This window comes from Sphingobium sp. (genome assembly GCF_048594625.1).
GTDB lineage: Bacteria > Pseudomonadota > Alphaproteobacteria > Sphingomonadales > Sphingomonadaceae > Sphingobium.
In genome coordinates, this window is the sequence record NZ_JBMDWL010000114.1 from 1 (window position 1) to 26,152 (window position 26,152).

24 protein-coding genes and 1 riboswitch are annotated in these 26,152 nt (G+C 63.4%); of the genes, 10 read left to right on the forward strand and 14 right to left on the reverse strand.

Annotated features, from left to right (window positions below; genetic code table 11):
* Positions 1 to 133: 133 nt before the first annotated feature.
* The 3 genes from ACOJSJ_RS14645 (at position 134) to ACOJSJ_RS14655 (ending at position 2,840) form a co-directional block, all read left to right on the forward strand.
* Positions 134 to 1,576 carry a sigma-54-dependent transcriptional regulator gene (locus ACOJSJ_RS14645; RefSeq protein WP_420145709.1) on the forward strand — a complete coding sequence of 481 codons (1,443 nt, stop codon included), beginning with the start codon at positions 134 to 136 and terminating at the stop codon, positions 1,574 to 1,576.
* 131 nt (positions 1,577 to 1,707) lie between these two features.
* Positions 1,708 to 2,355, forward strand: a complete 648-nt coding sequence (locus ACOJSJ_RS14650) for a hypothetical protein (RefSeq protein ID WP_420145743.1) — start codon at positions 1,708 to 1,710, stop codon at positions 2,353 to 2,355.
* A 41-nt stretch (positions 2,356 to 2,396) separates the two neighbouring features.
* A complete protein-coding gene (locus ACOJSJ_RS14655) occupies positions 2,397 to 2,840 on the forward strand; it encodes a GNAT family N-acetyltransferase (protein WP_420145710.1) in 444 nt (147 codons plus the stop codon).
* Positions 2,841 to 3,174: 334 nt separating this feature from the next.
* Here ACOJSJ_RS14655 and folP read toward each other — a convergent pair whose 3' ends face one another.
* Positions 3,175 to 4,290 (reverse strand): dihydropteroate synthase, encoded by a 1,116-nt coding sequence (gene folP / locus ACOJSJ_RS14660; protein ID WP_420145711.1) that lies wholly within the window; start codon positions 4,288 to 4,290, stop codon positions 3,175 to 3,177.
* A 304-nt stretch (positions 4,291 to 4,594) separates the two neighbouring features.
* Positions 4,595 to 5,722, reverse strand: coding sequence for a site-specific DNA-methyltransferase (locus ACOJSJ_RS14665; protein ID WP_420145712.1), 1,128 nt, complete (start codon positions 5,720 to 5,722; stop codon positions 4,595 to 4,597).
* A 288-nt stretch (positions 5,723 to 6,010) separates the two neighbouring features.
* Here ACOJSJ_RS14665 and ACOJSJ_RS14670 point away from each other — a divergent pair, with 288 nt between their 5' ends.
* Positions 6,011 to 6,349 (forward strand): ArsR/SmtB family transcription factor, encoded by a 339-nt coding sequence (locus ACOJSJ_RS14670; protein ID WP_420145713.1) that lies wholly within the window; start codon positions 6,011 to 6,013, stop codon positions 6,347 to 6,349.
* Positions 6,350 to 6,407: 58 nt separating this feature from the next.
* Here the strand turns inward: ACOJSJ_RS14670 and ACOJSJ_RS14675 are convergent, their stop codons facing one another.
* On the reverse strand, positions 6,408 to 6,869 hold the full coding sequence (locus tag ACOJSJ_RS14675) for a hypothetical protein (protein ID WP_420145714.1): 462 nt from the start codon (positions 6,867 to 6,869) through the stop codon (positions 6,408 to 6,410).
* Between the two features lie 148 nt (positions 6,870 to 7,017).
* Here ACOJSJ_RS14675 and betI point away from each other — a divergent pair, with 148 nt between their 5' ends.
* From betI to ahpF, 3 genes are all read left to right on the forward strand, one after another.
* Positions 7,018 to 7,689, forward strand: a complete 672-nt coding sequence (gene betI, locus ACOJSJ_RS14680) for a transcriptional regulator BetI (RefSeq protein ID WP_420145715.1) — start codon at positions 7,018 to 7,020, stop codon at positions 7,687 to 7,689.
* A 105-nt stretch (positions 7,690 to 7,794) separates the two neighbouring features.
* Positions 7,795 to 8,358, forward strand: a complete 564-nt coding sequence (gene ahpC / locus ACOJSJ_RS14685) for an alkyl hydroperoxide reductase subunit C (RefSeq protein WP_420145716.1) — start codon at positions 7,795 to 7,797, stop codon at positions 8,356 to 8,358.
* Positions 8,359 to 8,596: 238 nt separating this feature from the next.
* Positions 8,597 to 10,177, forward strand: a complete 1,581-nt coding sequence (gene ahpF, locus ACOJSJ_RS14690) for an alkyl hydroperoxide reductase subunit F (RefSeq protein ID WP_420145717.1) — start codon at positions 8,597 to 8,599, stop codon at positions 10,175 to 10,177.
* Positions 10,178 to 10,193: 16 nt separating this feature from the next.
* On the opposite strand, the gene ACOJSJ_RS14695 is transcribed toward ahpF, so the two are convergent.
* Both ACOJSJ_RS14695 and ACOJSJ_RS14700 read right to left on the reverse strand, forming a co-directional pair.
* Positions 10,194 to 11,549: an MFS transporter gene (locus tag ACOJSJ_RS14695; protein ID WP_420145718.1), complete on the reverse strand. Its 1,356-nt coding sequence runs from the start codon at positions 11,547 to 11,549 to the stop codon at positions 10,194 to 10,196.
* Between the two features lie 86 nt (positions 11,550 to 11,635).
* Positions 11,636 to 12,277 carry a L,D-transpeptidase family protein gene (locus ACOJSJ_RS14700; protein ID WP_420145744.1) on the reverse strand — a complete coding sequence of 214 codons (642 nt, stop codon included), beginning with the start codon at positions 12,275 to 12,277 and terminating at the stop codon, positions 11,636 to 11,638.
* Positions 12,278 to 12,550: 273 nt separating this feature from the next.
* Here ACOJSJ_RS14700 and ilvD point away from each other — a divergent pair, with 273 nt between their 5' ends.
* Positions 12,551 to 14,401 carry a dihydroxy-acid dehydratase gene (gene ilvD / locus ACOJSJ_RS14705; RefSeq protein ID WP_420145719.1) on the forward strand — a complete coding sequence of 617 codons (1,851 nt, stop codon included), beginning with the start codon at positions 12,551 to 12,553 and terminating at the stop codon, positions 14,399 to 14,401.
* A gap of 150 nt (positions 14,402 to 14,551) precedes the next feature.
* On the opposite strand, the gene ACOJSJ_RS14710 is transcribed toward ilvD, so the two are convergent.
* The 4 genes from ACOJSJ_RS14710 to ACOJSJ_RS14725 form a co-directional block, all read right to left on the reverse strand.
* A complete protein-coding gene (locus tag ACOJSJ_RS14710; RefSeq protein WP_420145720.1) occupies positions 14,552 to 17,431 on the reverse strand; it encodes a TonB-dependent receptor in 2,880 nt (959 codons plus the stop codon).
* A gap of 231 nt (positions 17,432 to 17,662) precedes the next feature.
* The gene (pnuC, locus tag ACOJSJ_RS14715) at positions 17,663 to 18,268 is read right to left on the reverse strand and encodes a nicotinamide riboside transporter PnuC (RefSeq protein WP_420145721.1); all 606 of its coding nucleotides are present in this window, start codon (positions 18,266 to 18,268) and stop codon (positions 17,663 to 17,665) included.
* Complete coding sequence (locus ACOJSJ_RS14720; RefSeq protein WP_420145745.1) at positions 18,268 to 19,404, reverse strand: phosphotransferase enzyme family protein; 1,137 nt, start codon at positions 19,402 to 19,404, stop codon at positions 18,268 to 18,270. Before ACOJSJ_RS14720 ends, pnuC begins: the two co-directional genes overlap by 1 nt.
* Positions 19,401 to 21,698 (reverse strand): TonB-dependent receptor, encoded by a 2,298-nt coding sequence (locus ACOJSJ_RS14725; protein ID WP_420145722.1) that lies wholly within the window; start codon positions 21,696 to 21,698, stop codon positions 19,401 to 19,403. Before ACOJSJ_RS14725 ends, ACOJSJ_RS14720 begins: the two co-directional genes overlap by 4 nt.
* Before the next feature lie 44 nt (positions 21,699 to 21,742).
* Positions 21,743 to 21,832, reverse strand: a riboswitch (TPP riboswitch).
* Positions 21,833 to 21,986: 154 nt separating this feature from the next.
* Here ACOJSJ_RS14725 and ACOJSJ_RS14730 point away from each other — a divergent pair.
* Both ACOJSJ_RS14730 and ACOJSJ_RS14735 read left to right on the forward strand, forming a co-directional pair.
* On the forward strand, positions 21,987 to 22,526 hold the full coding sequence (locus tag ACOJSJ_RS14730) for a hypothetical protein (protein ID WP_420145723.1): 540 nt from the start codon (positions 21,987 to 21,989) through the stop codon (positions 22,524 to 22,526).
* Positions 22,523 to 22,852 carry a hypothetical protein gene (locus tag ACOJSJ_RS14735; RefSeq protein WP_420145724.1) on the forward strand — a complete coding sequence of 110 codons (330 nt, stop codon included), beginning with the start codon at positions 22,523 to 22,525 and terminating at the stop codon, positions 22,850 to 22,852. The genes ACOJSJ_RS14730 and ACOJSJ_RS14735 overlap by 4 nt, the downstream gene beginning before the upstream one ends.
* Before the next feature lie 100 nt (positions 22,853 to 22,952).
* Here ACOJSJ_RS14735 and grxD read toward each other — a convergent pair whose 3' ends face one another.
* The 5 genes from grxD to leuC form a co-directional block, all read right to left on the reverse strand.
* Entirely contained in the window at positions 22,953 to 23,285 is a 333-nt protein-coding gene (gene grxD / locus ACOJSJ_RS14740) for a Grx4 family monothiol glutaredoxin (protein WP_420145725.1), read from the reverse strand.
* A gap of 53 nt (positions 23,286 to 23,338) precedes the next feature.
* Positions 23,339 to 23,572: a BolA/IbaG family iron-sulfur metabolism protein gene (locus ACOJSJ_RS14745; RefSeq protein WP_420145726.1), complete on the reverse strand. Its 234-nt coding sequence runs from the start codon at positions 23,570 to 23,572 to the stop codon at positions 23,339 to 23,341.
* Between the two features lie 13 nt (positions 23,573 to 23,585).
* Positions 23,586 to 23,909 carry a DUF1476 domain-containing protein gene (locus ACOJSJ_RS14750; protein ID WP_004210904.1) on the reverse strand — a complete coding sequence of 108 codons (324 nt, stop codon included), beginning with the start codon at positions 23,907 to 23,909 and terminating at the stop codon, positions 23,586 to 23,588.
* Between the two features lie 58 nt (positions 23,910 to 23,967).
* Positions 23,968 to 24,564 carry a 3-isopropylmalate dehydratase small subunit gene (gene leuD / locus ACOJSJ_RS14755; RefSeq protein ID WP_420145727.1) on the reverse strand — a complete coding sequence of 199 codons (597 nt, stop codon included), beginning with the start codon at positions 24,562 to 24,564 and terminating at the stop codon, positions 23,968 to 23,970.
* A gap of 112 nt (positions 24,565 to 24,676) precedes the next feature.
* Positions 24,677 to 26,143: a 3-isopropylmalate dehydratase large subunit gene (gene leuC, locus ACOJSJ_RS14760; RefSeq protein WP_420145728.1), complete on the reverse strand. Its 1,467-nt coding sequence runs from the start codon at positions 26,141 to 26,143 to the stop codon at positions 24,677 to 24,679.
* Positions 26,144 to 26,152 lie beyond the last annotated feature (9 nt).

The window sequence follows — 26,152 nt, forward strand, 5'->3', positions numbered from 1 at the left end:
GTCGGTTCTTTCTTCATCTCTTATCGTCAAGGGTTCACGCCCTCAACCCGCCCTGTATAAATTTGCGTCGCGGTTAAGCCGAACTTTACCCCCTGCGCTTACCATGGCCCCGACTTTGCGAATGAGGGGCTTGATGACGCGCGACGGCGTACCGATGCTGATGCTGATCGATGACGAACCGGCGCAGCGACGACTGGTGTCTGCGCTGGGCGCGCGGGCGGGATGGCGGACCATCTTTGCCGCCGACGGGGAAACCGCCATCGCGACCCTGGGCACGCAGGACGGGATGATGCTGGACGCAATCATCCTCGACCAGTGGAGCCCCGATTATGAGCCGTCGGGCCTGATCCGCGAAATCCGCGAACGCCGCCCGGCATTGCCGATCCTGATCCTGACGGCGCACAATAATGTCGCCATTGCGGTGGAGGCGATGCGGGCCGGAGCGACCGATTATCTGTCGAAGCCGATTGCGCCCGACCGGTTGCTCGCCGCGCTGAACGCGACATTGGCCGATGGCGCGGCCGCGGGCGAATTGCGTCCACTGACCGAAAAGATCACCGCGCCGCTGTCTTTCGAAGATGTGGTGGGTTCCGCCCCGCAGTTTCGCGCGGCGCTGGCCATCGCGGCAAAGGCCGCGCGCGCCCGCGTCCCCGTCCTGATCGAAGGGGAAAGCGGCGTCGGCAAGGATGTCATCGCGCGCGCCATCCACGCCGCATCCCCCCGCCACAAACAGGCGATGGTCACCGTCAATTGCGGCGCCATCCCGGCCAACCTGGTGGAATCGGAATTGTTCGGCCATGAACGCGGCGCCTTTACCGGCGCGTTCGACCGGCATGTCGGCAAATTCGCCAGCGCGGACATGGGCACCATCTTTCTGGACGAAGTCAGCGAAATGCCGCTGGATGCACAGGTAAAGCTGTTGCGCGTGTTGCAGGATGGCGAAGTCCAGCCGATCGGCGCGCGCCGCCCGATCCATGTCGACGTCCGCGTCATCGCCGCGACCAACAAGAGGCTGATCGAGGAAGTCGAAGCGGGGCGTTTCCGCGAGGATCTCTATTATCGTCTGAATGTCGTGCAACTGACCGTCCCGCCGCTGCGCGAACGGATGGGCGACATTCCTGCGCTCAGCCGCCACCTGCTGGCCCGCATCGCGACCCAGCCGGGCCTGCGCAGCCTGGGCGTGACCGACGATGCACTGGCGCTGTTGATGCAGCATGGCTGGCCGGGCAATGTGCGCCAGTTGCAGAACGCCCTGTTCCGCGCGGCCGTGCTGTGCGAGGGCGACGCGCTGACGCCGCAGGATTTTCCGCAGATCGCCGCCCATATTCAGGCGGGCGCCAGCATATTGCCGATGCGGCCGCGCAACGCCAGCCAGCCGCACCGCGACGGCGCCGGCATCACCCTGTTCGAAGGTGACGGGCATGTCCGGCAACTGGCGGAAATCGAAGCGGACGTCATTCGGCTGGCCATCGGCCATTATCGCGGTCGCATGACGGAGGTCGCACGGCGACTGGGCATCGGCCGTTCGACCCTGTACCGCAAGCTCGCCGAACTGGGCATCGACAGCTCGGCCTGAACGCCGCGCTGCGACGGCCTGCCGAAACGACAGGCTATAACGGCCTGCTGCAACGACCTACCGCAATGGATGAACGGGGCAGCATGCCTGCCCCGTTGAATTATCCGCGCGCCTATGCTTTGGGTCTGGCCATGAAACATGCCGCACTCGCCGCCGCCCTGCCCGTTCTGCTGCTCGCCGCCTGTGGCCGGACCGAACCGGTGGCCGACATGCCGACGCAGGAAGAACTGGCCGCCGCCGCCAATGCCGCAGCGGCCAACGCCATCGCCAATGCGCAGGACGAGGTCAGCGACACGCGCAACTATGTGAATCAGGATCGCGGTTTTTCCGTGACCTTCCCCGAAGGATGGACGGTCGACAAGGAAGCCAGCAATGCCGACGGCGCAGTCTATGTCGATCCCGGCGCGGGGGCCGACGTTCGGGTATTCTGGCAGAAGAACGACAATGACCAGACGCTGCAACAGATTGTCGAGGCGGTCAGCAGCGGCGCGGAAGGCGTCGACGGCGATTTCATCGGTGACAATGAATATCGCGGCACCGCCAATGACGGCGAAGGCAATAATGTGGCGATCCGGCTGTTGAAGCAGCCCGACGGCGCGATCGTGACCGCAACTTTCGTCTATCCTGAAATGCTGAGCGAACAATATCAGGGCGTGGCGGAACAGACGCTGTCCAGCCTGCGCGTGTTCGCCGCCAAGGCGCAGGGCGATCAGGCCGCCCCGGCGCCAGCAGCCAACGCGGCGGCCCCGGCTGCTGCCACGAAGAAGCCCGCCAACTGAGCCTGACGATCCGCCCCTTTACCCCTGCCGATCAGCAGGGGGTGCTGGATTTGATCCTGTCGATCCAGCGGGACGAATATGGCGTCGCCATCACCGCGAAGGATCAGCCGGACCTGACCGATATTCCGGCCTTCTATCAAACGGGCCATGGCGATTTCCGGGTGGCGACAGACGGCGACCGGATCATCGGCACCATCGCATTGAAAGACATCGGGGCGGGCCATGGCGCGCTGCGCAAGATGTTCGTCGCCGCGTCGCATCGCGGACGTGAGGCCGGAGTGGCGCAGGCCTTGCTGGATGGCCTGCTGACGGATGCGCGGGATCGTGGCGTGCAGCAGATCTGGCTTGGTACCACCGATCTGTTCGTGGCGGCGCATCGATTTTACGAACGCAATGGCTTTGCCCCGGTGCCCGTCGAAGCGTTGCCCATCGCCTTTCCCCGCATGGCGGTCGATACGCGATTTTACGGGAGGGCGCTGGCCTGATTTACGGCCGGAAGACGGCGGGCGTTTCGCTTAACTTCGCACATTTCCCGCTTATTCGGACATTTCAGAACAGAAGCGGGACATTTTGTTGCGCACGACATGATGTAGGAGAATCTGCTGTCACCCCTATCACAGGATGGTGCGGTAGGACAGTTTGTGGCGCGGCTCCTGCCTCTGGCCCCGTCCCTTTAAATTCAGACAAAGCACATGGATCATTTGAACAGGGCGAGCCAAGCGCGCTTCCGATTTGTCTTTGCCATCGTCGTTGCCGCGACGCTTCCCCTCCCCCCCTGAAGGTGAGGGACTATGGCCGTCATTCCGATCGAAACCGATCCTAGACCGCGCTAAGGCCTGCATCGGCCAGACCGCGCCAAAGGTGGAGCGCCTGCACGCTTTCCCTGACGTCGTGCACCCGCACCATTTGCGCGCCAAGCTGCGCCGCGCGGAAGGCCAGCGCGACCGACCCGCCCAGACGCTCCGACGGCGGGGCTTCGTTCGAAAGCGCGCCGATCAGCCGTTTCCGGCTGCCAGCAAAAAGCAGCGGCACGCCCAGCGCCTGAAAGGTCGCCAGACCGTTCACCAGCGCCAGATTGTCGGCCAGCGTCTTGCCAAAGCCCAGCCCCGGATCGACCATGATGCGGTCCCGCGCGATGCCCGCCGCTTCGCACGCCGCGATGCGCGCTTCCAGATGGTCGAACACATCGGCCACCACATCGCCATAGCCATGGGGATTGTCATGCGGGTCGTCCCCGGCCGAAGGGGCGTGCATCAGGATGACGGGGCAGCCCGCCTTCGCCACGACGTCCAGACTGCGCGGGTCGTGGGCCAGCGCGCTGACATCGTTGACGATCCCCGCGCCTGCGGCCAGTGCCGCCTCCATCACCGCGGCGCGGCGGGTGTCGACCGACACCGCGACGCCCGCCGCCGCCAACCGTTCGATGACGGGCACGATGCGGGCGATTTCGTCGCCTTCCCACAGTTTCGCGGCTTTGGGTCGGGTGGATTCGCCGCCGACATCGATCAGCGCCGCGCCCGCCGCCGCCATGGCGAAGCCGACATCGGCCGCCGCCTGCGGATCGTCCATATGTCGGCCGCCATCGGAAAAGCTGTCGGGCGTGATGTTGAGGATCGCCATCACCTGAGGCGCGTCGAAACGGATGGTGCGCCCCGCCAGCATCAGCGGCGCGCGCTGGGCGGAGATGTTCGCCGCCAGCCTGCGCCCCCGTTCCGCCAGCCTGTCGGGCATCTGTGCCAGCGCCGCGTCCAGCCCGCCGACCGGCACGGTTTCGCGCAAAATGGGACGCGCCCCGTCGAACGCCGTCAGCTCATAGGCCTGAAACCAGATCAGGCCATTGGCCATGCGCGCGACGCTGCCATCAGGCAGGCCGATGGGGGTGGGCACGAACCATGTGGGTTTGAGGTACAGGCGGGCGTGGGGCGGAAGTGTCATCTATGTTCCCGTTTGCCCTGCGCAAAGCCACAGGGCAACAGCGAACGGCGCGAGAGGCCCGCGACCCGCTCAGGCACGGAGTGGGTTGAGGATTGGGACGTCGGCTTCGTCCACTCCTGACGGCATTGCGCAGGAAGGCTTGGAGCATGGTCCGATCGGTTTCGATCGGACCATGCTCCGCATGTCTTTTCCCAGCCGCATTGTGCGCGCCGCCATCCGTGCCGGATGGCTTCAAAATGCGGCTGATGTCTATTCTTTATCGCATTTTGCGAGCCGCCATCCGTGCCGGATGGCTTCAAAATGCTCAGGGTTCGTTGGCGAGCAGATAGGTCTGGCGCAGCGTGTCGATGGCGGCCAGCTTCCCATCCACCTCCACATGCCAGAAGGTCCAGCCATTGCAGCTGGGCGCGCCCTGAAGGGTGGCGCCCATCTTGTGAATGGAGCCGCTGTCGGTGCCGACGCTGAGCGATCCGTCGGCGCGCACGACCGCCTGCCAGCGGCGCTTGCTGTCCATCAGCAGCGTGCCGGGATTGAGATAGCCGGTTTCGACCAGCGTGCCGAAGGCGACCTTTGGCTGCTGACGCGCGGTCTGCATGATGGTGAGCGAGGATTCGTCCAGCGGCAATGCCGCTTCGATCCGTTCCAGCGCGACCTCGATATAATCGTCTTCCCGTTCGATGCCGATCCACTGGCGGCCAAGGCGCTTGGCCACGGCGCCGGTGGTGCCGGTGCCGAAAAAGGGATCGAGCACCACATCGCCCGGCTTGGTGCAGGCGAGCATGACGCGATAGAGCAGCGCTTCGGGCTTTTGCGTGGGGTGCGCCTTCGTCCCGTTGCGCTTGAGCCGTTCCTGACCGCCGCAAATGGGCAGAACCCAGTCGGACCGCATCTGAAGCTCATCGTTCAGCGTTTTCATCGCCTTGTAATTGAACGTATATTTCGCGTCTTCACCCTGACTGGCCCAGATCAGCGTTTCATGGGCATTGGTAAAGCGCGTGCCCTTGAAATTGGGCATGGGGTTGGATTTGCGCCAGATGATGTCGTTGAGAATCCAGAAACCTTCATCCTGAAGCGCGGTGCCGACGCGGAAGATATTGTGATAGCTGCCGATCACCCAGATCGAGCCGTTGGGCTTGAGGATGCGGCGCGCTTCGCGCAGCCATGCCTTGGTAAAGCGATCATAGCTGCCCAGCGTGTCGAACTTGTCCCAGTCATTGTCGACCGCGTCCACCCGGCTGCCTTCCGGGCGGAACAGATCGCCGCCCAGCTGGAGATTATAGGGCGGATCGGCAAAGATCATGTCGATGCAGGCGTCGGGCAGCTTCGCCATTTCGGCGACGCAGTCGCCACGCAGCAGGCGGTTGGCCTCGATCTCTACGGGCGCAATCGCCTTTTTCCGTCGCGGCGCTGCGACGCGCTCCATAACACCCATGTGGAAAGCCCCCTATCGTCTTGAAGCCAAGCGATGAGTCCTTGGGAGTCCGCCGTCAAGATCAGCGGCTTAGGCAGGGACGTTCAGACATTGCCTGACAGCCATGAGAACGAAAGGGGCACACACAAGATATTGAGTCGGTCGAGTCGCGCCAGACTCAATATCGGGCGGTGTGACACAAAAGACTCGCCATTGCCGGGCCAGTCACTTTTTTCGTTAACGGCGAAAATCAGGCGAGTCGCCGCCCGAAACTTGACCAATTCATAACTATCTGATTATGAATTCGCGATGACGAGTGAATCACAAAATGCCGATCGCGGGGCCGCCACCGATGCACTGTTCAAGGCCCTGTCCGACGGCACGCGCCGGGCCTTGCTGGAACAGCTGGTACGGGACGGGGAACAGAATGTCGTTGCCCTGACGCAGATGTCTGGCGTGTCACAGCCGATGGTGTCGCGCCATCTGGCCAAGCTGAAACGTGCGGGCCTTGTGACCGCCCGCCGTTCCGGGCGCGAGACATGGTATGCCGCGCGGGTAAAGGGGCTTGGCCCGGTGATCCAGTGGATGGCGGTCCATGGCGCGCTATGGTCGCAACGCTTTTCCGCACTGGAGGGCCTGGGCGGGTAACAGCGGGGCGAGTGAAGGACGGGCGGGTGAGCGATGCCCTGCCCGCCCTTTTCTCACCTCAACGGCAATAGCCTTCCTGACCCGGCAGCACGATCAGACAGTCGGTCTTGCCCGCCAGATATTTGAAGCCGGTTTCATCGCCCCTGCCCGGACGGATCGACAGATCCTTCCCGTCGCGCACGAAGCGGATAGTCGCGCCGTTGGCCACGCCCTGATAATCGCCCTGACGGTCCAGATTATCCTTGTTGGTCAGCGCATAATGGCCCGGCTTGCCATCGGGCGAAGGCTGAATGTCGAGAAACAGCCCCTCCGGCCCGGTCCATTTGCCGACCCAGTCGTCGGTGACCGGCCGCGCAGCCACGCCGTCATTGCCGACCGGCGCGGCGTCGCTTTCATCGAAGGTTTCGACCGCGGCGGCGCCGTTGGCGCTGTTGTTCGCCACCGCCACATTCTCCGCATTTTTGCCGCAACCGGCTAGGAGCACGGGCAGCAGCAACAGCGGCGAAAGGGTACGGATCATCGGTTCATCTCCTTATTCAACATGTCGGAACCACCCGGCCAGAACCATTGGACGGGCCGTTATGATCCCTCAATCATACAGGTGCATAGAGACGACGCCTTGCCAGCCGCCCCGTCTGCGCCCAAAGGCATATATGGGGGGACTATATATGAGTGACAGTCGCAGCCTAGGTATCGAAGGGGGCAAGAGCAGGGCGCGTTTCGTGCGGGCCGCGCCCGATGTGCGGCGTCAGGCGCTGATCGACGCGACGGCGCGATGCCTGGCGGAAAAAGGCGTGGGCGGAACATCCGTGCGCGGCATCTGCGCGCGGGCGGGCGTTTCGTCCGGGCTGCTGACCCATTATTTCGACGGGGTCGATGCGCTGATCCTGGCAACCTATTCCGATGTAGGCGCCCGCGTGTCGGCGGCGCTGGACGCGGCGATCGAGGCGGCGGGCGATGATCCGCATGCGCAATTGCGCGCCTGCCTGCTCGCCAATTTCCGCGAACCGATTCTCGATCCCGATCTGCTTGCGACCTGGATCGCCTTTTGGAGTCTGGTGAAGTCCGACCCGGCGGTCGCGGCCATCCATGCCGAAGTCTATGGCGCGACGCGGGCCCAGCTGGAAGACAGGCTGCGCGCCGCCGCCCCGGCGCTGACCCCGGCGCAGACGCGGATCGCAGCGATCAGCCTGACGGCGCTGGTGGACGGGCTGTGGCTGGAGCTGTGCCTCGACCGGTCGGCCTTTTCCCCCGAAGAGGCGCAGGCGATGGTCGAGGAGGCCATGAACGCGATATTACAGGTTGAAGACGGATCGTTCGATCAATTCGACAGGCATTGATCGTTTTTCTCACTTAACACATCCGAGAAAAGCAATTTCCCACGAATCATCCGCTTCCCTACATGGGTGGGGCAACAGCAACCCTCCAAAGGAACTGGACAGCCCATGGCTCTTATCAACACTCCCCTCAAGCCCTTCAAGGCGACCGCCTACAAGGAAGGCAAGTTCGTTGACGTCACCGATGCCGACGTGAAGGGCAAGTGGGCCATATTCTTCTTCTACCCGGCCGACTTCACCTTTGTGTGCCCGACCGAACTGGAAGATCTGGCCGACATCTACCCCACCCTGCAGGGCATGGACGTCGAAGTCTATTCGGTGTCGACCGACACGCATTTCTGCCACAAGGCATGGCACGACACCTCGCCCGCCATCGGCAAGATCAACTATTACATGCTGGGCGACCAGAACCACGACATTTCGAACCAGTTCGGCGTGCTGCGCGAAGGCGTCGGCCTGGCCGATCGTGGCACCTTCGTGCTCGATCCCGAAGGCGTGATCCAGCTGGTTGAAATCACCCCCGAAGGCGTCGGCCGTAACGCCGCCGAACTGCTGCGCAAGGTGAAGGCGCTTCAGTACTGGACCAGCCATCCGGGTGAAGTGTGCCCCGCCAAGTGGGAAGAAGGCGCCGAAACGCTGGCTCCTTCGCTCGACCTGGTCGGCAAGATCTAAAAATAAAGTCCTGAGAAGGCACCTGCCGGACCGGGTCGAGCAGAACGCTCCCCGGCCCGGCGGGGTTTTTATACCGAAATTCATGACTATCTTCCTTGCCGGGCCTTCGGGTCGCACCATCCCGGCAACAGGAGAGCTTTTGTTTTCGCATCAGGTTTTTGGAAAAACCGGTTTCCACTTTTCCGCCCGATGCGTGCGTGCCCCGCAGCGGCGCGCCAACCCCATGGAGTAGCACAAGATGTTGGATGCAAATCTCAAGGGCCAGTTGAAGGCCTATATGGCGAACATCACGCAGCCCATCGAGCTGGTGGCGTCGCTGGACGATGGCGTGAAGTCGCGCGAAATGGGCGAATTGCTGAACGACATCGCGCAGCTGTCCGACAAGGTCAGCGTCGTGACGGGCGCCGACAAGCGCAAGCCCAGCTTCATGATCCGCCGTGTCGGCACCGACATCGGCGTGACCTTTGCCGGCCTACCCATGGGGCATGAGTTCACGTCGCTGGTTCTGGCGCTGTTGCAGGTCGGCGGCCACCCGTCGAAGGCGGCGCAGGACGTCATCCAGCAGGTAAAGGATCTGGACGGCGATTTCGCGTTCGAAACCTATTTCTCGCTGTCGTGCCAGAACTGCCCCGATGTGGTGCAGGCGCTGAACCTGATGAGCGTGCTCAACCCCCGGATCAGCCATGTCGCCATCGACGGCGGGCTGTTCAAGGACGAAGTGGACGCGCGCAAGGTGATGGCCGTGCCCACCATCTTCCTGAACGGCGAACCTTTCGGTCAGGGCCGCATGGAACTGGAACAGATCGTCGCCAAGATCGACAGTGGCGCGGAAGCCAAGGCAGCCGAAAAGATCCGCAAACAGGATCCGTTCGAGGTGCTGGTGATCGGCGGCGGTCCCGCTGGCGCGGCGTCCGCCATCTATTCCGCGCGCAAGGGCATCCGCACCGGCGTGGCGGCCGAACGTTTCGGCGGTCAGGTGCTGGACACGATGGACATCGAGAATTTCGTTTCGGTGTCGCGCACCGAAGGGCCGAAGCTGGCGTCCGCGCTGGAAGCCCATGTGAAGGATTATGATGTCGAGATCATGAACCTGCAAAAGGCGGCGAAGCTGATCCCGGCCAGGACCGAGGGCGGTTATCATGAAGTCGTGCTGGAAAATGGCGCGTCGCTGAAAGGCCGCACGATCATCCTGTCCACCGGTGCGCGCTGGCGGCAGATGGGCGTGCCGGGCGAAGAGGAATATCGCAACAAGGGCGTTGCCTATTGCCCGCATTGCGACGGCCCGCTGTTCAAGGGCAAGCGCGTGGCGGTGATCGGCGGCGGCAATAGCGGCGTGGAAGCGGCCATCGACCTTGCCGGCATCGTCGCCCATGTGACGCTGATCGAATATGACAGCCAGCTGCGCGCCGACGCGGTGTTGCAGCGGAAACTCGCCAGCCTGCCGAACGTGAAGATCATCACGTCGGCGCTGACCACCAAGGTGGACGGCAATGGCGAACGGGTGACGGGCCTGTCCTACAAGGATCGCAACCATGGCACGGAACATGACATCGAACTGGAAGGGATTTTCGTCCAGATCGGTCTGGTGCCCAACACCGAATGGCTGAAGGACGCGATCGCCCTGTCGCCGCGTGGCGAAATCGAGATCGACGCGCGTGGCGAAACCAGCCAGCCGGGTATCTTCGCCGCGGGCGACTGCACAACCGTGCCGTATAAGCAGATCGTGATCGCCATGGGCGCAGGATCGACGGCGGCCCTGTCGGCGTTCGATTACCTGATCCGCCTGCCCGCCAGCGAGGATGCGGCGCAGGCGGCATAACGCCCCGAACGCGTTACTATGATACAGGCGGCCAGTCCGGCGACGGATCGGCCGCCTTCATTTTGCGCGGCGCCGTTTCCGGCCTCATTTTACCGGGTGCCGTTTCCGGCAGGGCGATCAGCACCGGCAGCACGCAGAGCGCCACCAGCGCGATCATCGCGCCGGGCGCCGCCGCCCAGCCGCTGCCTTCCACCACATGATGCGCCAGCCACGGTGTCAGCCCGCCGAACAGCGCCGTCGCGCTGGTCGCGCCGAAGGCCAGGCCGCTGAGGCGCCCTTCCCCCGGAAACTGTTCGGCGGTGGCGACCGCGCCGACCGCGCTGACCGCGCCGCCCAGACAGGCGAGCAGCACCGCGCCCGCCAGCGCCATGGCGAAACCGCCCTGCATCATCAGAAACAGCAGCATCGGCAACAGGACGCCCGCGATCGCAAGGCCGACCAGCACCGGCCTGCGCCCCACCCGGTCGGTCAACCAGCCCGTCAGCGGCGTCACCATGATGACGGCCAGCGCCGCCAGCGTGGACAGCCACAGGGCGTCCGCTTCGCCGGTCGCGCCCATGGCGGACAGGAAGCTGGGCACATAGGTGATGCCGACATAATAGCTGATCGACCCCAGCGCCGAAATCGCGAAACCCCGGCCGATGGCCGCGCGGTGATGGCGCAGGCTGTGGCGCAGCGGCGATGTGGGCGTGGTGGCGGCCCGTTGCTGGCGCAGGAAGTCCGGGGATTCCTCCATCGTGGATCGGGCCAGAAGGATGATCCCGGCCAATGCCGCGCCGACGAAGAACGGGATGCGCCAGCCCCATCCGGCAAGCGCCGCTTCGCTGAGGGATGCGACCGTCAGCGCGGACACGCCAGCCGCCAGCAGGGCGCCCACTTCACTGGCCGCCGACGCAAGGGAAGTCACCAGCCCGCGGCGATCATTGGGCGCGCCCTCCAGCAGATAGGCGACCACGCCGGTATATTCGCCGCCGACGGAAAAGGCCATCAGACAACGCAGGCCGATCATCAGCCATCCCGCCGCCGGGCCGACCTGCGCATGGGTGGGCAGCATCGCCGTCGCCAGCATCGCGGCGGTCATCATCGCCATCGACAGGATCATCGTGCGCCGCCGCCCGTATCGATCGCCGATATGGCCAAAGACGATCGCGCCAACCGGCCGCATCAGATAGGCGAGCGCAAAGCCCGCCAGCGCATCCCCCAGCCCCCCTGCGCCGCCGCCGAAGAAGATGCGCGAGAGCACCGTCGCGAAATAGAGATAGAGGGTGAAGTCATACCATTCGACGATGGTGGACAGCGCCGCCACCGCCAGGGATCGCCGGGGCAAGGGCGAATGGGGATGCGCATATGGCTGTCGTGGATCGGCCTGCATCGATGCTCCTTCAACCGGCGTGGCGACCCGTCATGCGGGATGACCGGCCCCAGGGAAAGCGCCGTCGAAGGAACGACGAACGCGGCCTAACGATCCCGACGTCCCCAGCTGCCGAAAATCGCCGGATCGACCTGTAGCATCGGGACGTCGTCCATCCGCGCGGGAGGCATGGCGGGGCGCGCCGGTCCCGGCCGGTCCTGCGTGAAGGTGACGACGCTGCTGCCCGGATCGCCAAGGATCAGCGCATCATATTTCAGCGCGGCGCTGAGGCGCCCCTGCGTCACTTCCACCGGCATGCCGATACGCGTCAGCGCGAACAGCTGCCGCGCGAAGGCATAGGGCAGGCGAATGCAGCCATGGCTGACGGGATAGCCCGGATTATGCCCGGCATGCAGGGCAATGCCGGCCCATGTCAGCCGCTGCATGAAGGGCATGGGCGCATTACTGTACAGGTTGGAGCGGTGCCATTGCCGTTTCTGCAATATCGGGAAATCGCCGGTCGGGGTGCGATGCCCCTTTGCCCCGGTCGATACGCTGGCCATGCCGATCAGCTGATCGCCGCTATAGACATGGATCATCTGCCGTTCGATGCTGATGACCATATAGATGGGACCATCCCATGGCCCCGCCCCCAGCCAGCGATAGCCGCCGGGCGCCAGCGCCTGTTCCCCCAGCGCCTGCCCCACCTGCGCCTGTGCCTGCGCCGGATCGGCCGATCCGCCCGCCATCAGCGACAGACCCAGCACGGACGCCAGGGCAGAGGCACGCAGAAAAGCAGGCGGAAAAGGCATAATGGTTTCTTAACCATGATTGCCGCCAGCGCCAGCCCGGCTTTGGCGCCGCGACGGGCCGGTCCCATCGTGGGACAGGATGGGGATCGTCATCGCCGCAAGCACCTCGTAATAAAATGACAGAATTTGCCGCCTATGAGGAATAAAATGTTTCACACCGGCGTTACACTCTGTAGAGGGGCCGCACCATTGTCTGAAGGATTGTGAGTCATGCCTGCCTATCGTTCCCGCACCACCACCCACGGCCGCAACATGGCGGGCGCGCGTGGCCTATGGCGCGCAACGGGCATGAAGGACGAGGATTTCGGCAAGCCGATCATCGCGATTGCCAATAGTTTCACCCAGTTCGTGCCGGGCCACGTCCATCTGAAGGATCTGGGCCAGCTGGTCGCGCGGGAAATCGAAGCGGCGGGCGGTGTCGCCAAGGAGTTCAACACCATCGCGGTCGATGACGGCATCGCCATGGGCCATGGCGGCATGCTCTATTCCCTGCCCAGCCGCGACCTGATCGCCGACAGCGTGGAATATATGGTCAACGCCCATTGCGCGGACGCCATCGTGTGCATTTCCAACTGCGACAAGATCACGCCCGGCATGCTGATGGCCGCGATGCGCCTCAACATCCCCGTCGTCTTCGTTTCGGGCGGGCCGATGGAAGCGGGCAAGACGATCGTGCGCGGCAAGAAGGTTGCGCTGGATCTGGTCGACGCCATGGTCGTTGCCGCCGACGAATGCTACACCGACGAAGAAGTGAAGACCATCGAACGGTCGGCCTGCCCCACCTGCGGCAGCTGTTCGGGCATGTTCACCGCCAATTCGATGAATTGCCTGACCGAAGCACTGGGCCTGTCGCTGCCGGGCAATGGGTCCACGCTGGCGACCCATGCCGACCGCGAGCGGCTGTTCCGCGAAGCCGGGCACCTGATCGTCGACATTACCAAGCGCTATTATGAGCAGGATGACGACAGCGTCCTGCCGCGCAACATCGCCAATTTCGCCGCGTTCGAAAATGCGATGAGCCTGGACATCGCCATGGGCGGATCGTCCAACACGGTGCTGCACCTGCTGGCCGCCGCTTTCGAGGGCGGCATCGATTTCACCATGGCCGACATCGACCGGCTGTCGCGCCGGGTGCCATGCCTGTGCAAGGTCGCGCCTGCCAAGAACGACGTGCATATGGAGGATGTCCACCGCGCAGGCGGCATCATGGCGATCCTGGGCGAACTGGAGCGTGGCGGGCTGATCGACGCGTCGTTGCCGACTGTGCACAGCCGCACCATGGGCGAAGCACTGGCCCGCTGGGACATCGGCCGCACCAACAGCGAAGAGGTCCGCAACTTCTATCGCGCCGCGCCCGGCGGCGTGCCGACGCAGGTGGCGTTCAGCCAGTCGGAACGGTGGGAGGAACTGGACACAGACCGTGAGCAGGGCGTCATCCGCTCGGTCGAACACGCCTTTTCCAAGGATGGCGGCATCGCGGTCCTTTACGGCAATCTGGCGCCCGAAGGCTGCATCGTGAAGACGGCGGGCGTGGATGAAAGCATCCTCGTCTTCCACGGCACGGCGCGGGTTTATGAAAGTCAGGACGCGGCGGTTGCGGGCATCCTTGGCAATGAGGTCAAGGCGAACGACGTCGTCATCATCCGCTATGAAGGGCCAAAGGGTGGGCCGGGCATGCAGGAAATGCTATACCCGACCAGCTATCTGAAATCCAAGGGGCTGGGCAAGGCATGCGCGCTCATCACCGACGGGCGCTTTTCCGGCGGCACGTCGGGCCTGTCGATCGGCCATGTGTCGCCCGAAGCGGCGGAAGGCGGCATGATCGCGCTGGTGCAGACGGGCGATCCCATCGTCATCGACATCCCGGCGCGCGTCATCAAGGTCGATCTGGACGATGCGTTGCTGGCCGAGCGTCGTGCGGAGATGGAATCGCGCGGGGCCAGGGCGTGGAAGCCCTTTGGTCGCAAGCGCGAAGTGTCCCCGGCGCTGCGCGCCTATGCCGCGATGACCACCAATGCCGCCAAGGGCGCGGTGCGCGACGTCAGCCAGATCGAACGCTGATTTTCCGCCATTGCCGCCGCCCGCGCCATCACCGGCGCGGAGGATGGAGATAAGACGCACACGACAAGGCCCGCCCCGCCAACCCGATCGCAGGATCGGGAAGGTGGAGCGGGCCTTGCCCTATCAGCCCGTTTCAGGCCCGCTATCCGATCAGAATTTCGCGCGGACGCCAAAATTGTAACGGGCGCCGGTATCCTGCAGCAGCAGGAACCGATCCTTCACCGCCGACCATTCGTTCACCTTTTCATTGGTGACGTTCACGCCCTGCAGATAGACCTGGAAATTGGGCGTCAGGTCGTAGGAGATGTTGAAGTCCCACTGGCCATAGGATGACCGGTTGCGCGGGCGGGACTGGCTGTCGCGGCAATTGCGCAGATAATCCGACCGCCAGTTATAGGATACGCGCGCCGACAGACCGTAATTTTCGAAGAAGACGCTGCCGTTCGCCGAATGGGGCGACAGGCCGTTATAGCCGCAGGGATAATCGTTCAGCGCCTGATCCCGCTTCGCCGAACTCGACACATAGGTATAGTTGCCAGTCACGCCGAAGCCCGACGCGAAACCACCCAGCGCATCGAAGGAATATTGGCCGCCGACTTCCACGCCCTTGATCTTGCCACTCTGACCGTTGCGGGTGCGGGTATCCTGGAATATGCGCCCGAACCGTTCGACCGGCAGGGTCTGAAGTTCCAGGAAGTCGGACAGATCCTTGTAGAAGCCGCCGACGCTGACATAGCTGACCCGCGAGATATACCATTCGATCGACGCATCATAATTGGTCGAACGGAACGGCCGCAGCGACGGATTGCCGCCCGACGATTGCGGCACGGAAATGCGCCCGCCAAAGTCATTGTTGACGCCAAGGTCGGTCAGCGTCGGCCGGGTGATCGTTTCCGAATAGGCCGCACGGACGATCAGGTCGTCGGTCAGATTATATTTGACGTTCGCGGACGGAAGCGCGTTCACATAGCTGTTGCTGACCGAAACCGCGGTGGCGGGACCATAGGTATATTGCAGGGTGTCGTCGCCCGGCGTGTTGGCGATGCTGGTGACCGGGGTGTTGAAGCCGGACGACAGAACGTCGGTCTTCACCACGCGCATGCCGACATTGCCGGTCCAGCGCGGTCCGCCGAACTGCATGCTGATATAGCCCGCCGTCAGCCTTTCGCGGACATTGACCGTGCCGCGCAGCTGTTCGCGCACCCCGAACGGTCCGCCGTCCAGCGCCAGCATCTGCTGCGCGAAGGCGGCCTGTTCTTCAGGGGTACGGCCGTTGCTGGGGATGGCCAGCGTGGCGGGATCGTTCAGATAGTCGAGGAAGGCGTCGGCATCGAATTCGAACGCCGTGGGCGGAATGTTCCGCCCGCCACCCAGCAGGTCGCTCCAGTCATAGGCCGACAGAAGGCCGTTGGGGATCGGGATCTGATAACCGCAATAGGTGCAGCTGGAATCGCTGTTGTTGAACGACCGGTTGATCTTGCGCCGCTGCGTATAGGACAGGCCGATCTGCACCGATTTCAGGACGGAATCGTCGATGTCCCATTTGGTGTCGAAATGGAATTCCGACCCACGGTCGCGCGACCGGTTATTGTCGATGCCCATATAGTGCAGGCGCATCGCGTTGGGATCGTTGATGATCGCATTGTCGAACGACACGGTCGGGATACCGCCGCCGCCGTCCAGCTGGAAATCATAGCTGTAGGGCAGCAGGCCACCTATCACGAGATATTTGTTGGGCGATTTCCGGTTCGCGCCGGTCATCGACGCATCGAACCTCAGTTCGATATTGTCGGCGGGCTGCCACTTCACATTACCGCCGATCTGATAGCTGTCGGATTTGCGGTTGGTCAGATTGTAGACATGGTCGATCTTGGCATTGACGCCGTTGTTGACCAGCCGGTCGCCATAATCGGCCAGGAATTGCGGGTTTTGATTGATGAAGTCACGACCGATCATCGTCAGGCTGGTCGCGGTGCCGTTTTCATCGAAGGTCGGCTCGAAATAGGGCGCCGCCATGAAGTTATCCATCTTGCGCGTCACGCCCGAAACATTGAATTTCGAGTAGATGCCGTCGATGGTGATTTCCAGATTGTCAGCGGGCTTATACTGGAGCGTGCCGGACAGGTTGATGCGCTCACGCGATTCCTGCGCCCGCTGATAATAAAGGCTTTGCGGCATGTTCACATTGCCTTCGACCGGATAACGCGGGTCGGACCCGGTCAGCAATGTGGGCACGCCGCCGATCATCGACACGATGTCGGGCCGACCGTTGATCCACCCGTCGACAGCGATCGTATCGATCTGGTTGCGGCGCTTGGTATAGCTGCCCGCCAGCACGATGCCGAACGTCTTTTCCGGATTGGCGTAGGACAGGTTGGCCGCCATGTCGGGCGACGCCTTTTCCCGCAGCGTGTCATATATGCCGCCGATCTGCGCGGTGGCGTGGAAGCCGTCCCGCCCTTCCAGCGGGCGGGCGGTCACGATGTTGACGGTGGCGCCGATGCCGCCTTCCTGCAATTCGGACACGGACGATTTGAAGATGTCGGTGCGCTGGATCATGTTCGAAGACAGCACGTCGAACGAAAATTCACGGCCCGCATTGTCCGTCGCCATGACGCGGCCGTTGACGAGGACGGTGTTGAATTCCGGGCCAAGGCCGCGAACCGTGATGAACTGCCCTTCGCCGCCGGAACGGTCGATGGCGACGCCGGTGATGCGTTGCAGCGATTCCGCGATGTTGGCGTCAGGGAACTTGCCGACTTCGACCGCGCTGATCGAATCCACGATCTGTTCGGCGTTGCGCTTTGTCTGGGCAGAGGAACTGAGGCTGGCGCGGATGCCGGTCACGACGATTTCGGCGGCATTGGCCTGATCATCGTCGATCGACCCGGACGCCTGTGGCGCAACGCTGGAGGATGCGGGCGCGGCGACATCGGCCGATTGTGGTTCCGCCGCCATGGCCTGTGCCACGATCAGCGACGATAATGAGCAGCCTGCGCTCAACGCAGCCGGAATCCACCACGCCTTCATATCTCTCTCCCAATTTACTTTATAATAATCTTGTCAGGAAGATCGGCGGCTAAACCGAAAGCTGAATGTATGATTTAACGCTAAACTTCCTGCGCGTGGGATAAGCCCGCAGCATCCGCACCATCAATGATCATGCGACGAATACACTTTTTTGCGCGATGAAATACGGAGCATAATTTGGGATTAAGTACCGGTAAATGGGACATTAATCGTATATATCTCGAATTACCCTTACGGATTATGAGCTTTGCCCGTATTTCGACCGGGCGAGGTCGCCCCCGGTTCGACGGCCCCGTCCCGCCAGCGCAAGTAACCCAGAATGGCGAGCAGGATCATCGCAGCATAGAGGCCCGCCGTCAGCCACAGATGCTTGAACGCGAACATGCCGACATAGATGATGTCGAGGATGATCCACAGCAGCCAGCTGGCCCGGTGACGCCGCGCGGTCCAATATTGCGCGACGAGGCTGAAGCTGCTGAGTGCCGCGTCCAGCCATGGGAGCGCGGCGTCAGTAAAGCGATGCATCAGCCCGCCGATGACCAGCGCGCCGACCGCGCCGATGGCAAGGCTCCAGCGCGCGCGCATCGGCGGCAGGGGCATCACGACGACCTGCCCCCTATCCTCTCTGCCCTGCGCCCATTGCCACCAGCCATACAGGACGGCGCCGCCGAACAGCGCCTGCAACGCCATGTCGGCATACAGGCGCACATCAAGGAAGATTTTGAAATAGAGCGCGCAGGCCAGCAGGTTGACCGGCCAGCACAGCATCCTCCGTTTCGCGGTCAGCCAGATGCCGAGGAAGCTGATGACGACGGCGAAGATTTCCAGAAACGACATCAGGCCATGGCCCTTTCCATCAGGCGGCGCAGGAAATCCTGCCCCGCCACGGACAGGAACCAGTCCGCATGGCCGACCAGATAATCCTGCCATGCGATGGCGGCCTGATCAGGATCGCCGACGATGCCCGCGAAATAGTCGATTTCCGACAGGGCAAATTCCACATGGATCAGCGGCAACAGGCCAATGAGCGTTTCCATGTCCGAAGCGGCGATGGGCGCGACGCCGCGATAGCCGGTGATGATCGCCATGGCGGCGTCCACATCGCCAATCGCATCGTCGTTGCCCAGATCCAGCCAGCGAAAGGCGGCGCGCTCGATCGCCATGGCCAGATCGTGCAGCGCGCAGCTGCGCGTCGCCAGTCCGAAGTCCAATATGGCGGCGACCCCGCCCCCATCGGTCCAGAGCAGGTTGGACGGATGCCAGTCGCCATGGGTCCAGAGCGCAGGCTGCCCCGCCATCCGTTCGGACAGCCCCTGCCCCAGTGCAGCGATCAACCGCGCCAGTTCCCGCTGCCATGCCCTGTCCGCCAGCCAGCCGGACAGGGCCGGACGAGCGGCGACATAGGCCTGCGCCGCTGCCATCGGATCAAGCGCAGGCAGAATGGTGAAGCTGGCGATCAGGGGGTGCGGGCCGCGCGCGGGCGCCGCGAAATCGCGCGATGCGCGATGGAGCCGGGCCAGCGCCTCCCCCGCCGCATGGGCATGGCCGGACGACAGGAAAGGCGTCCATGACTGTCGGTCGCGATACAGGTCCGCCCCCGGCGCGTCGCGATGCAGTTCATAGGTCCATTCGCCCAGCGCCACCGCGCTGTCGCCGTCCGCCGTCGACACGATTTCGGGCACACAGAGGCCCGCGGCGCGCAGATGCGCCATGAAGCGATGTTCCTCCACCAGAGCGGCAGGGGTGCGGAGCCGGTGGTGATGGCGTTTGAGGAAATGCAGGCCCCTGTCGGTGTCGATCAGCGCCGCCGCCGAGAAGGGACGCGGCGAATGCCAGTGAAGGTCGACCAGCCGCCCCGCCGCCGGGAAATGGGCCAGCACCGCCTGCGCATCGGCCATGGTGATGGCGGGCCATGTTGGCGTTTCCAGCGCCATGCCCATGCCATGCACCAGATGGCCGCCGCTCATCGTCAGAAGGCCCGCGACAGCGTGACCACGAAGGCGCGGCCGCTGCCGATATAATAGCCCGGCGCCGATCCCGCGATCAGCGTGCCGTTGCGGCCGACGACATCGCCCGCATTGCTGCCGATCGCCTGAATGCCCGACAGGACGCGCGGATTGGTGAGGTTGATGGCGTTCAGCCGCACATCCATGCGCTGCGCGTCGATCAGCCCGGCCAGATGCAGGCCGATCGCCATGTCCAGCGTGGCATAGCCCCGAATGCTTTCGTCGTTCATGAAGGTCGCATATTGGCGGCCGACATATTTGAGCGCCGCGCTGCCGAACAGGCGACCATCGTCATAGGTGCTGCCAAGACCGAACTGGAAGCGCGGGCTGGCCACCGCCCGCTTGCCCTTCGTCGGCAAAAGGTCGCTGCCCACCATCAGATCGTCGTCAAGGCGCGTGTGCAGATATTCGCCGGACGCATAGAGGCTGAAACCCTGCACCGGACGCCAGTCGATCTCGCCGTCCAGACCGTAGCTGGTCTGGCTTCCCCCGTTGATCGTCGCATTGACCAGCGCGCCGCCGCTGTTGACCACGGTCGCCACCTGCCGATTGCGGAAATGATAGTGAAAGGCCGTCAGCGAAAAGGACAGGTTCGGCCCGATATAGCGATAGCCCAGTTCCTGAGAGACGCTATATTCATTCCTGAGCGCATCGGTGCCCTGCGATACCAGTTCGCCGTCATAATAGGCGTTGTAGAGCGCAAATTCATTGGGCGTGCGGAAGTTGGTGGTGATGTTGGCGAACAGTTGCTGCCGGTCGTCCAGCCGGTAATGCACCGCCGCGCGCGGCAGGGCGGCGAAGCTGTCGACATGAACCTTCGACTGCGGGCCGGGCAGATAATTGCGGCCGTTGCGCAGCAGGCTGACGCCCTTGAACCCCGCATCGATCGTCAGGCGCGGGGTGAGCGCGATGCTGTCCGACAGGAAAAAGCCCTTCGTCACGGTGACCGTGCGCTGATTTTCATAGGCAAGCAGGCGGCCGTCGGCGGTCCGGATCGCCTTGTCCTGATAACCCCAGGCGTCGAACGGACGACCATTTGCATCGACCGAGGTATAGCTTTGCGTCACGCGGTCCGTGCCATAATCGAACCACAGGCCGGCGACGATCCTGTGATTGCCCGCCTGAAGCGTCAGCTTGCTCACATCGCCCACGCGCCTCTGCCTGCCGGTCCAGTTGCCCAGCACCGTCGCAACGCCATCGACCGCGCCGGGCAGCGCGATCGGCTGGGTCAGTTCTTCGGTGCCCAGATAATTGCCGGTCGTGGCAAGTTGCGTCCCATAGGGCGAATTGCCGTGCCCCATTTGCAGATAGGCGCTGCTGTCGAACGCCAGCGCGTCGGTCAGCCGGATATGCACGGGCGCGGCGAAATAGAGATTGCGGAATGGCGCGCGGTACAGCCGCCAATAGCTGGTATCGCCATCGCCATATGTTTTCGTGAAGTTGAAACCGCGTCCATCGGCTTTCCAGTCGGCCATGGTCGGGCTGGGATAGGTGGAGGTAATCGCGTCATTATAGGAGATGGCGAGGCTGGCGCGGTTGCCCTCCCCCCATTCGTGCAGCAGCTTCGCGTCGATATGCTGGCGCCTGTCATGGCCCGGCCCGCGCCAGTTGTCCGCGCGGTTATTGGAATAGGACAGAAATGCCCTGACGCCGCTGCCCCCGATGTCGCCCGTGTCGAAACGCAGGAAGGCGCGACGCTGGTCGTAGGAACCGGCCGACAGGTTGACCAAAGCGCCCATCGTCGCCTTCGGATCGTCCAGCGTCAGCGACAGCGTGCCGCCCGCCGCCGCGACGACCGGCGCATCGATGTCGGCCGCGCCCTGCGACAGCGCGATCTGGCGGACATTTTCCGCGTCGGCGAATTGCGAGGGATAGGCGTAATAATAACCGATGTCATTTTGCGGCGCGCCTTCCAGCAGCACCCCGATCTGATCCTGCCCCAGACCGCGCAGGGTCAGGCTGGACGTCGCGGACAGGCCATAGGGATCGCTGGACGACACATTCGCGCCGGGCAGCAGGTTGACCAGCTGAAAGGCGTTGAGGGTCGGCGCCTGCTTGCCGATGAAGGCTTCGGCGATCGAGCTGACGGCCTTTGGCGCGGTCTGATCGGGCAGAAGGCCCTGCGGATCGGGATAGCCCGTCACCTCTATGGTCGCGCGATCCTGCTGATCATCCTCTGCCGCAACGACAGCGTGCGGGGGAAGGATCAGGGCGATCGCCAATGCGGCCCGGCTGGCAAAAATCCTGTAGTTCATCGTCATCTTACGTCCACTCCACGCGGAGGGACTGGCGGCGTGCCGCTGTGCCCTCCCTACGCCGGTAATCAGCCGGATCAGGTTCAGCGGGTCGTGGTCTGCCAACCACCTCTCAGCCACGCATGAGCGGCCCCCCGGGGATGCGCCCCTCTAGTCGCAGAAATCGGAGCTGGAAAGTCCTATTAGCATGGCGCACGCAGACGCGTCGGCAATCGCGCAGCAAAGCCATGGATTTCGGGAGGGAAAGCGCGATATGCTGATGCCTGACATTCATCCGTCAGGACCGACACGCCCATGCGATACCTGTTCCTGCTGGCCGCGATATGGCCCCTGTCCGCCTGCTGGAGCGGCCTGCCCTTCTACACGGCGGCGGATGCCGCGCCGGCCATTGCCGAGGGCGTATATCGGATGAGCGAGGCCGGGTCCGACATGGCGGACGGCGACCGGATCACGATCCGCCAGCGGGCGGACAAAAGCCTGTCGATCGAAGGCGGCGATCATCCGATGCAGGCGCTGACCATTCCGCTGGGCAGCGACTATCCGGGCCGCTTCATCGTCCAGTTACAGAAAATCGATCCCGCCAGTGCGGATCGCGCGCCCAAGGCCATGTATCTGTTGCTGGACAATCGGGATGACAAAATGCTGATCTCCATCCTGCCATGCGATGCGGAGACAGGCGCGATCGTCCGCGCACATGGCGGATCGGTCGCGCGCGATCCGCAGTCGGCGGCCAGCTGTACCTTTCCCAGCCGGGCATTGCTGCATCGGCAGATGCTGGCGGTGGCGGCCGAACCCATGGACGATCAGATCGAACTGACGAAGGTGACCCCATGAGGCACAAGCTGGCTTTGCTGAGTATCGGCCCCCTTCTGCTGATCGGTGCGGGGCCGCCTGTGTCGGGCGCCATGACGGACGATGGATCGGCAAGGGCCTTCCCGCATGACGATGGCGTGGTCGAAATGATCGTGACCGGCCAAGCCGCCAGGCAGCTTTACGACCGCATGCCCGGCAAGGGCGCACGATCGGAATGTGGCGCAAGCGGCCTGCATAAAGGGAGCGGATCGATCAGCTGCACGCGGGACGGGGCGGAGCATATCTGCCGCCTCTGGATCGACGGACCGCATGAAAAACTGGCGCCGCCCGAAATGGACGATTGCTGAAAGGCGGATTGCGCGGGCAGTCGCCGGGACTCCGTCCCAAAAGCAAACGGGCGACCCGCTGCCGGATCGCCCTTTCCTGTTCGATCGACCGAAGGCCGGATCAGCTGGCGGCGGCGACGCCCTGATCGGTCATCAGCTGCTGAAGCTCACCGGCTTCATACATTTCCATCATGATGTCGCTGCCGCCCACAAATTCGCCCTTCACATAAAGCTGGGGAATGGTCGGCCAGTCGGAAAAGGACTTGATGCCCTGACGCACGGCCTGATCCTGCAGCACGTCCACCGTGTCATAGGCGACGCCCAGATGTTCCAGGATCGCGATGGCGCGGCTGGAAAAACCGCATTGCGGAAAAAGCGGCGTGCCCTTCATGAAAAGCACCACGTCATTGCCATTGACGATGTCGGCAATCCGCTGCTGCACGGCGTCGGTCATATTATATTCCATTCCTGTCTGGCGCCCGGCGCGCGGGCGCGAATATATGCGCGTTAATTGGGAAGCCCGGTGGTCAGTTGCAAGGCATGCAGCACGCCGCCCATGCGACCGCCCAGCGCCGCATAGACCGCGCGCTGTTGCGCCACGCGGGTCATCCCGCGAAAGCTTTCGGACACGACCTTCGCCGCATAATGATCGCCATCCCCGGCCAGGTCGGTAATTTCGACCTGCGCATCGGGAATCGCCGCGCGGATCATGTCCGCAATCTCATCGGCTGCCATCGGCATGGATCGTGCGCCCTTATTGTGCTTCGATGAACATGCGGCGGGCGATCACCGCCTGTTCGTCCAGCGCGGTGCGCACACCGGCTTCGTCGATGTCGAGACCAGCCTGCGTCATGTCGCCCAGCAGCTTGCGGATGACATCTTCATCGCCCGCTTCCTCGAAGTCGGCCTGTACCACGGCCTTGGCATAGGCGTCGGTTTCTTCAGGCGTCAGGCCCATTTTCGCAGCGGCCCATTCACCCAGCAGCCGATTGCGGCGCGCCTGAATGCGGAACTGCATTTCCTGATCGTGGGCAAACATATTTTCGAACGCCCGTTCGCGATCGTCGAAGGTGGTCATGCGTCAAAAGCCCCGTTGCGTACCATGATTGCAGTAATTGATAGGCAGAGTCGCGCGATTAGGCAACGGCGGCGGGCACGAGCCACGGCCGTTCCTGCGCCTGACGCGCCTCATATCCGTCGATCACGTCCGCTTCGCCCAGCGTCAGCCCGATTTCATCAAGGCCGCCCAGCAGGCAATGTTTGCGGAACGCATCGATTTCGAAACTGAAACGATCCTGAAACTGCGTGGTGACGGTCTGCGATTCCAGATCGACATGGATCGGATCGGTCTTTGCCACATCCAGCAGGCGATCCACCGCATCCTGCGGCAGGACGACGGTCAGGATACCGTTCTTGAACGCATTGCCGGAAAAAATGTCGGAAAAGCTGGGCGCGATCACCACTTTGATGCCCAGATCGCCCAATGCCCATGCGGCATGTTCGCGGCTGGACCCGCATCCGAAATTGTCGCCCGCGATCAGGATCGGGCTGCCCGCATATTCCGGATCGTCGAATATGTTGCCCGGTTCCTTGCGCAGCACTTCGAACGCGCCCTTGCCAAGGCCGCTGCGCGAAATGGTCTTGAGCCAATGGGCCGGGATGACGATGTCGGTGTCGACATTCTTCATCCCGAACGGGTAGGCCCGGCCGTCGACGGTCGTCAGCTTTTCCATCAACGCGCCTTCTTCACCTGCGCCTGTGGCGGCGTGTCTTCGGCCCGGCCCAGCGTTGCCGCCATCGCCGCGCTGGCCAGAGCGCCCAGCGTCAATACCCAGAAAATCTTCTTCATGCGACCATCCCCTCACCATTTTTCTCAGACACGCCGTTCAGCAGTTCGCGCACGTCGGTCAGGCGACCCGTGATGGCCGCCGCCGCCGCCATGACGGGCGATACCAGATGGGTGCGCGACCCCGGCCCCTGACGGCCCATGAAATTGCGGTTGCTGGTCGATGCGCAGCGTTCGCCCGCAGGCACCTTGTCCGGGTTCATGCCAAGGCAAGCCGAACAGCCCGGTTCGCGCCATTCGAACCCGGCGTCGAGGAAGATGCGGTCCAGTCCTTCGGATTCGGCCTGTTCCTTGACGATGCCGGAGCCGGGCACGACCATCGCATGCTTGATACCCGCCGCGATGTGCCGCCCCTTCAGCAGTTCCGCCGCGGCGCGCAAATCCTCGATCCGGCTGTTGGTGCAGCTGCCGATGAAAATATGTTCGATGGCGACGTCGGCCATCTTCTGCCCGGCGACGAGGCCCATATAATCGAGCGATTTCTGCGCAGCGGCCTGTTTCGACGGATCGGCGAAGCTGCCGGGATCGGGCACCACGCCGGTCACCGCGACGACGTCTTCCGGGCTGGTGCCCCAGGTGACGGTGGGCACGATGTCGGCGGCGTCGATCACCACGGTCTTGTCGAACACAGCGCCTTCGTCGGTGACGAGCGTCTTCCAGTAAGCGACCGCCGCGTCGAAATCCACGCCCTTGGGGGCCATCGGGCGCCCCTTGATATAGGCGAACGTCTTTTCGTCGGGGGCGAACAGGCCGGACCGCGCGCCCGCCTCTATCGACATGTTGGCAACGGTCAGCCGCCCTTCGATCGACATGTCGCGGAACGCGGAACCGCGATATTCCATGACATAGCCGGTGCCGCCCGCCGTGCCGATGGCGCCGCAGATCGCCAGCGCGACATCCTTTGGCGTGACGCCCGGCGCCAGTTCGCCATCGACCACGACCGCCATCGTCTTCGACTGTTTCAGCAGCAGTGTCTGGGTGGCCAGCACATGTTCCACCTCGCTGGTGCCGATGCCGAACGCCAGCGCGCCCAGCGCGCCGTGCGAGCTGGTATGGCTGTCGCCGCACACCAGCGTCGTGCCCGGCAGGGTAAAGCCCTGTTCCGGCCCCACCACATGAACGATGCCCTGTTCCCGATCCGCGTCGCCGATCAGGCGCACGCCAAATTCGGGCGCATTACGTTCCAGCGCCGCCAGCTGCTCCGCGCTTTGCGGATCGGCGATGGGGATGCGGTTGCCGTCCGCGTCGCGGCGCGGGGTCGTGGGCAGATTATGGTCCGGCACCGCAAGGGTCAGATCCGGGCGGCGCACCTTGCGCCCGGCAAGGCGAAGCCCTTCGAACGCCTGCGGCGACGTCACTTCATGAACGAGGTGCCGGTCGATATAGATGAGGCAGGTGCCGTCGGGACGCCGTTCGACAACGTGCGCGTCCCAGATCTTTTCATACAGGGTGCGGGATTTAACCATAGTCCCCAC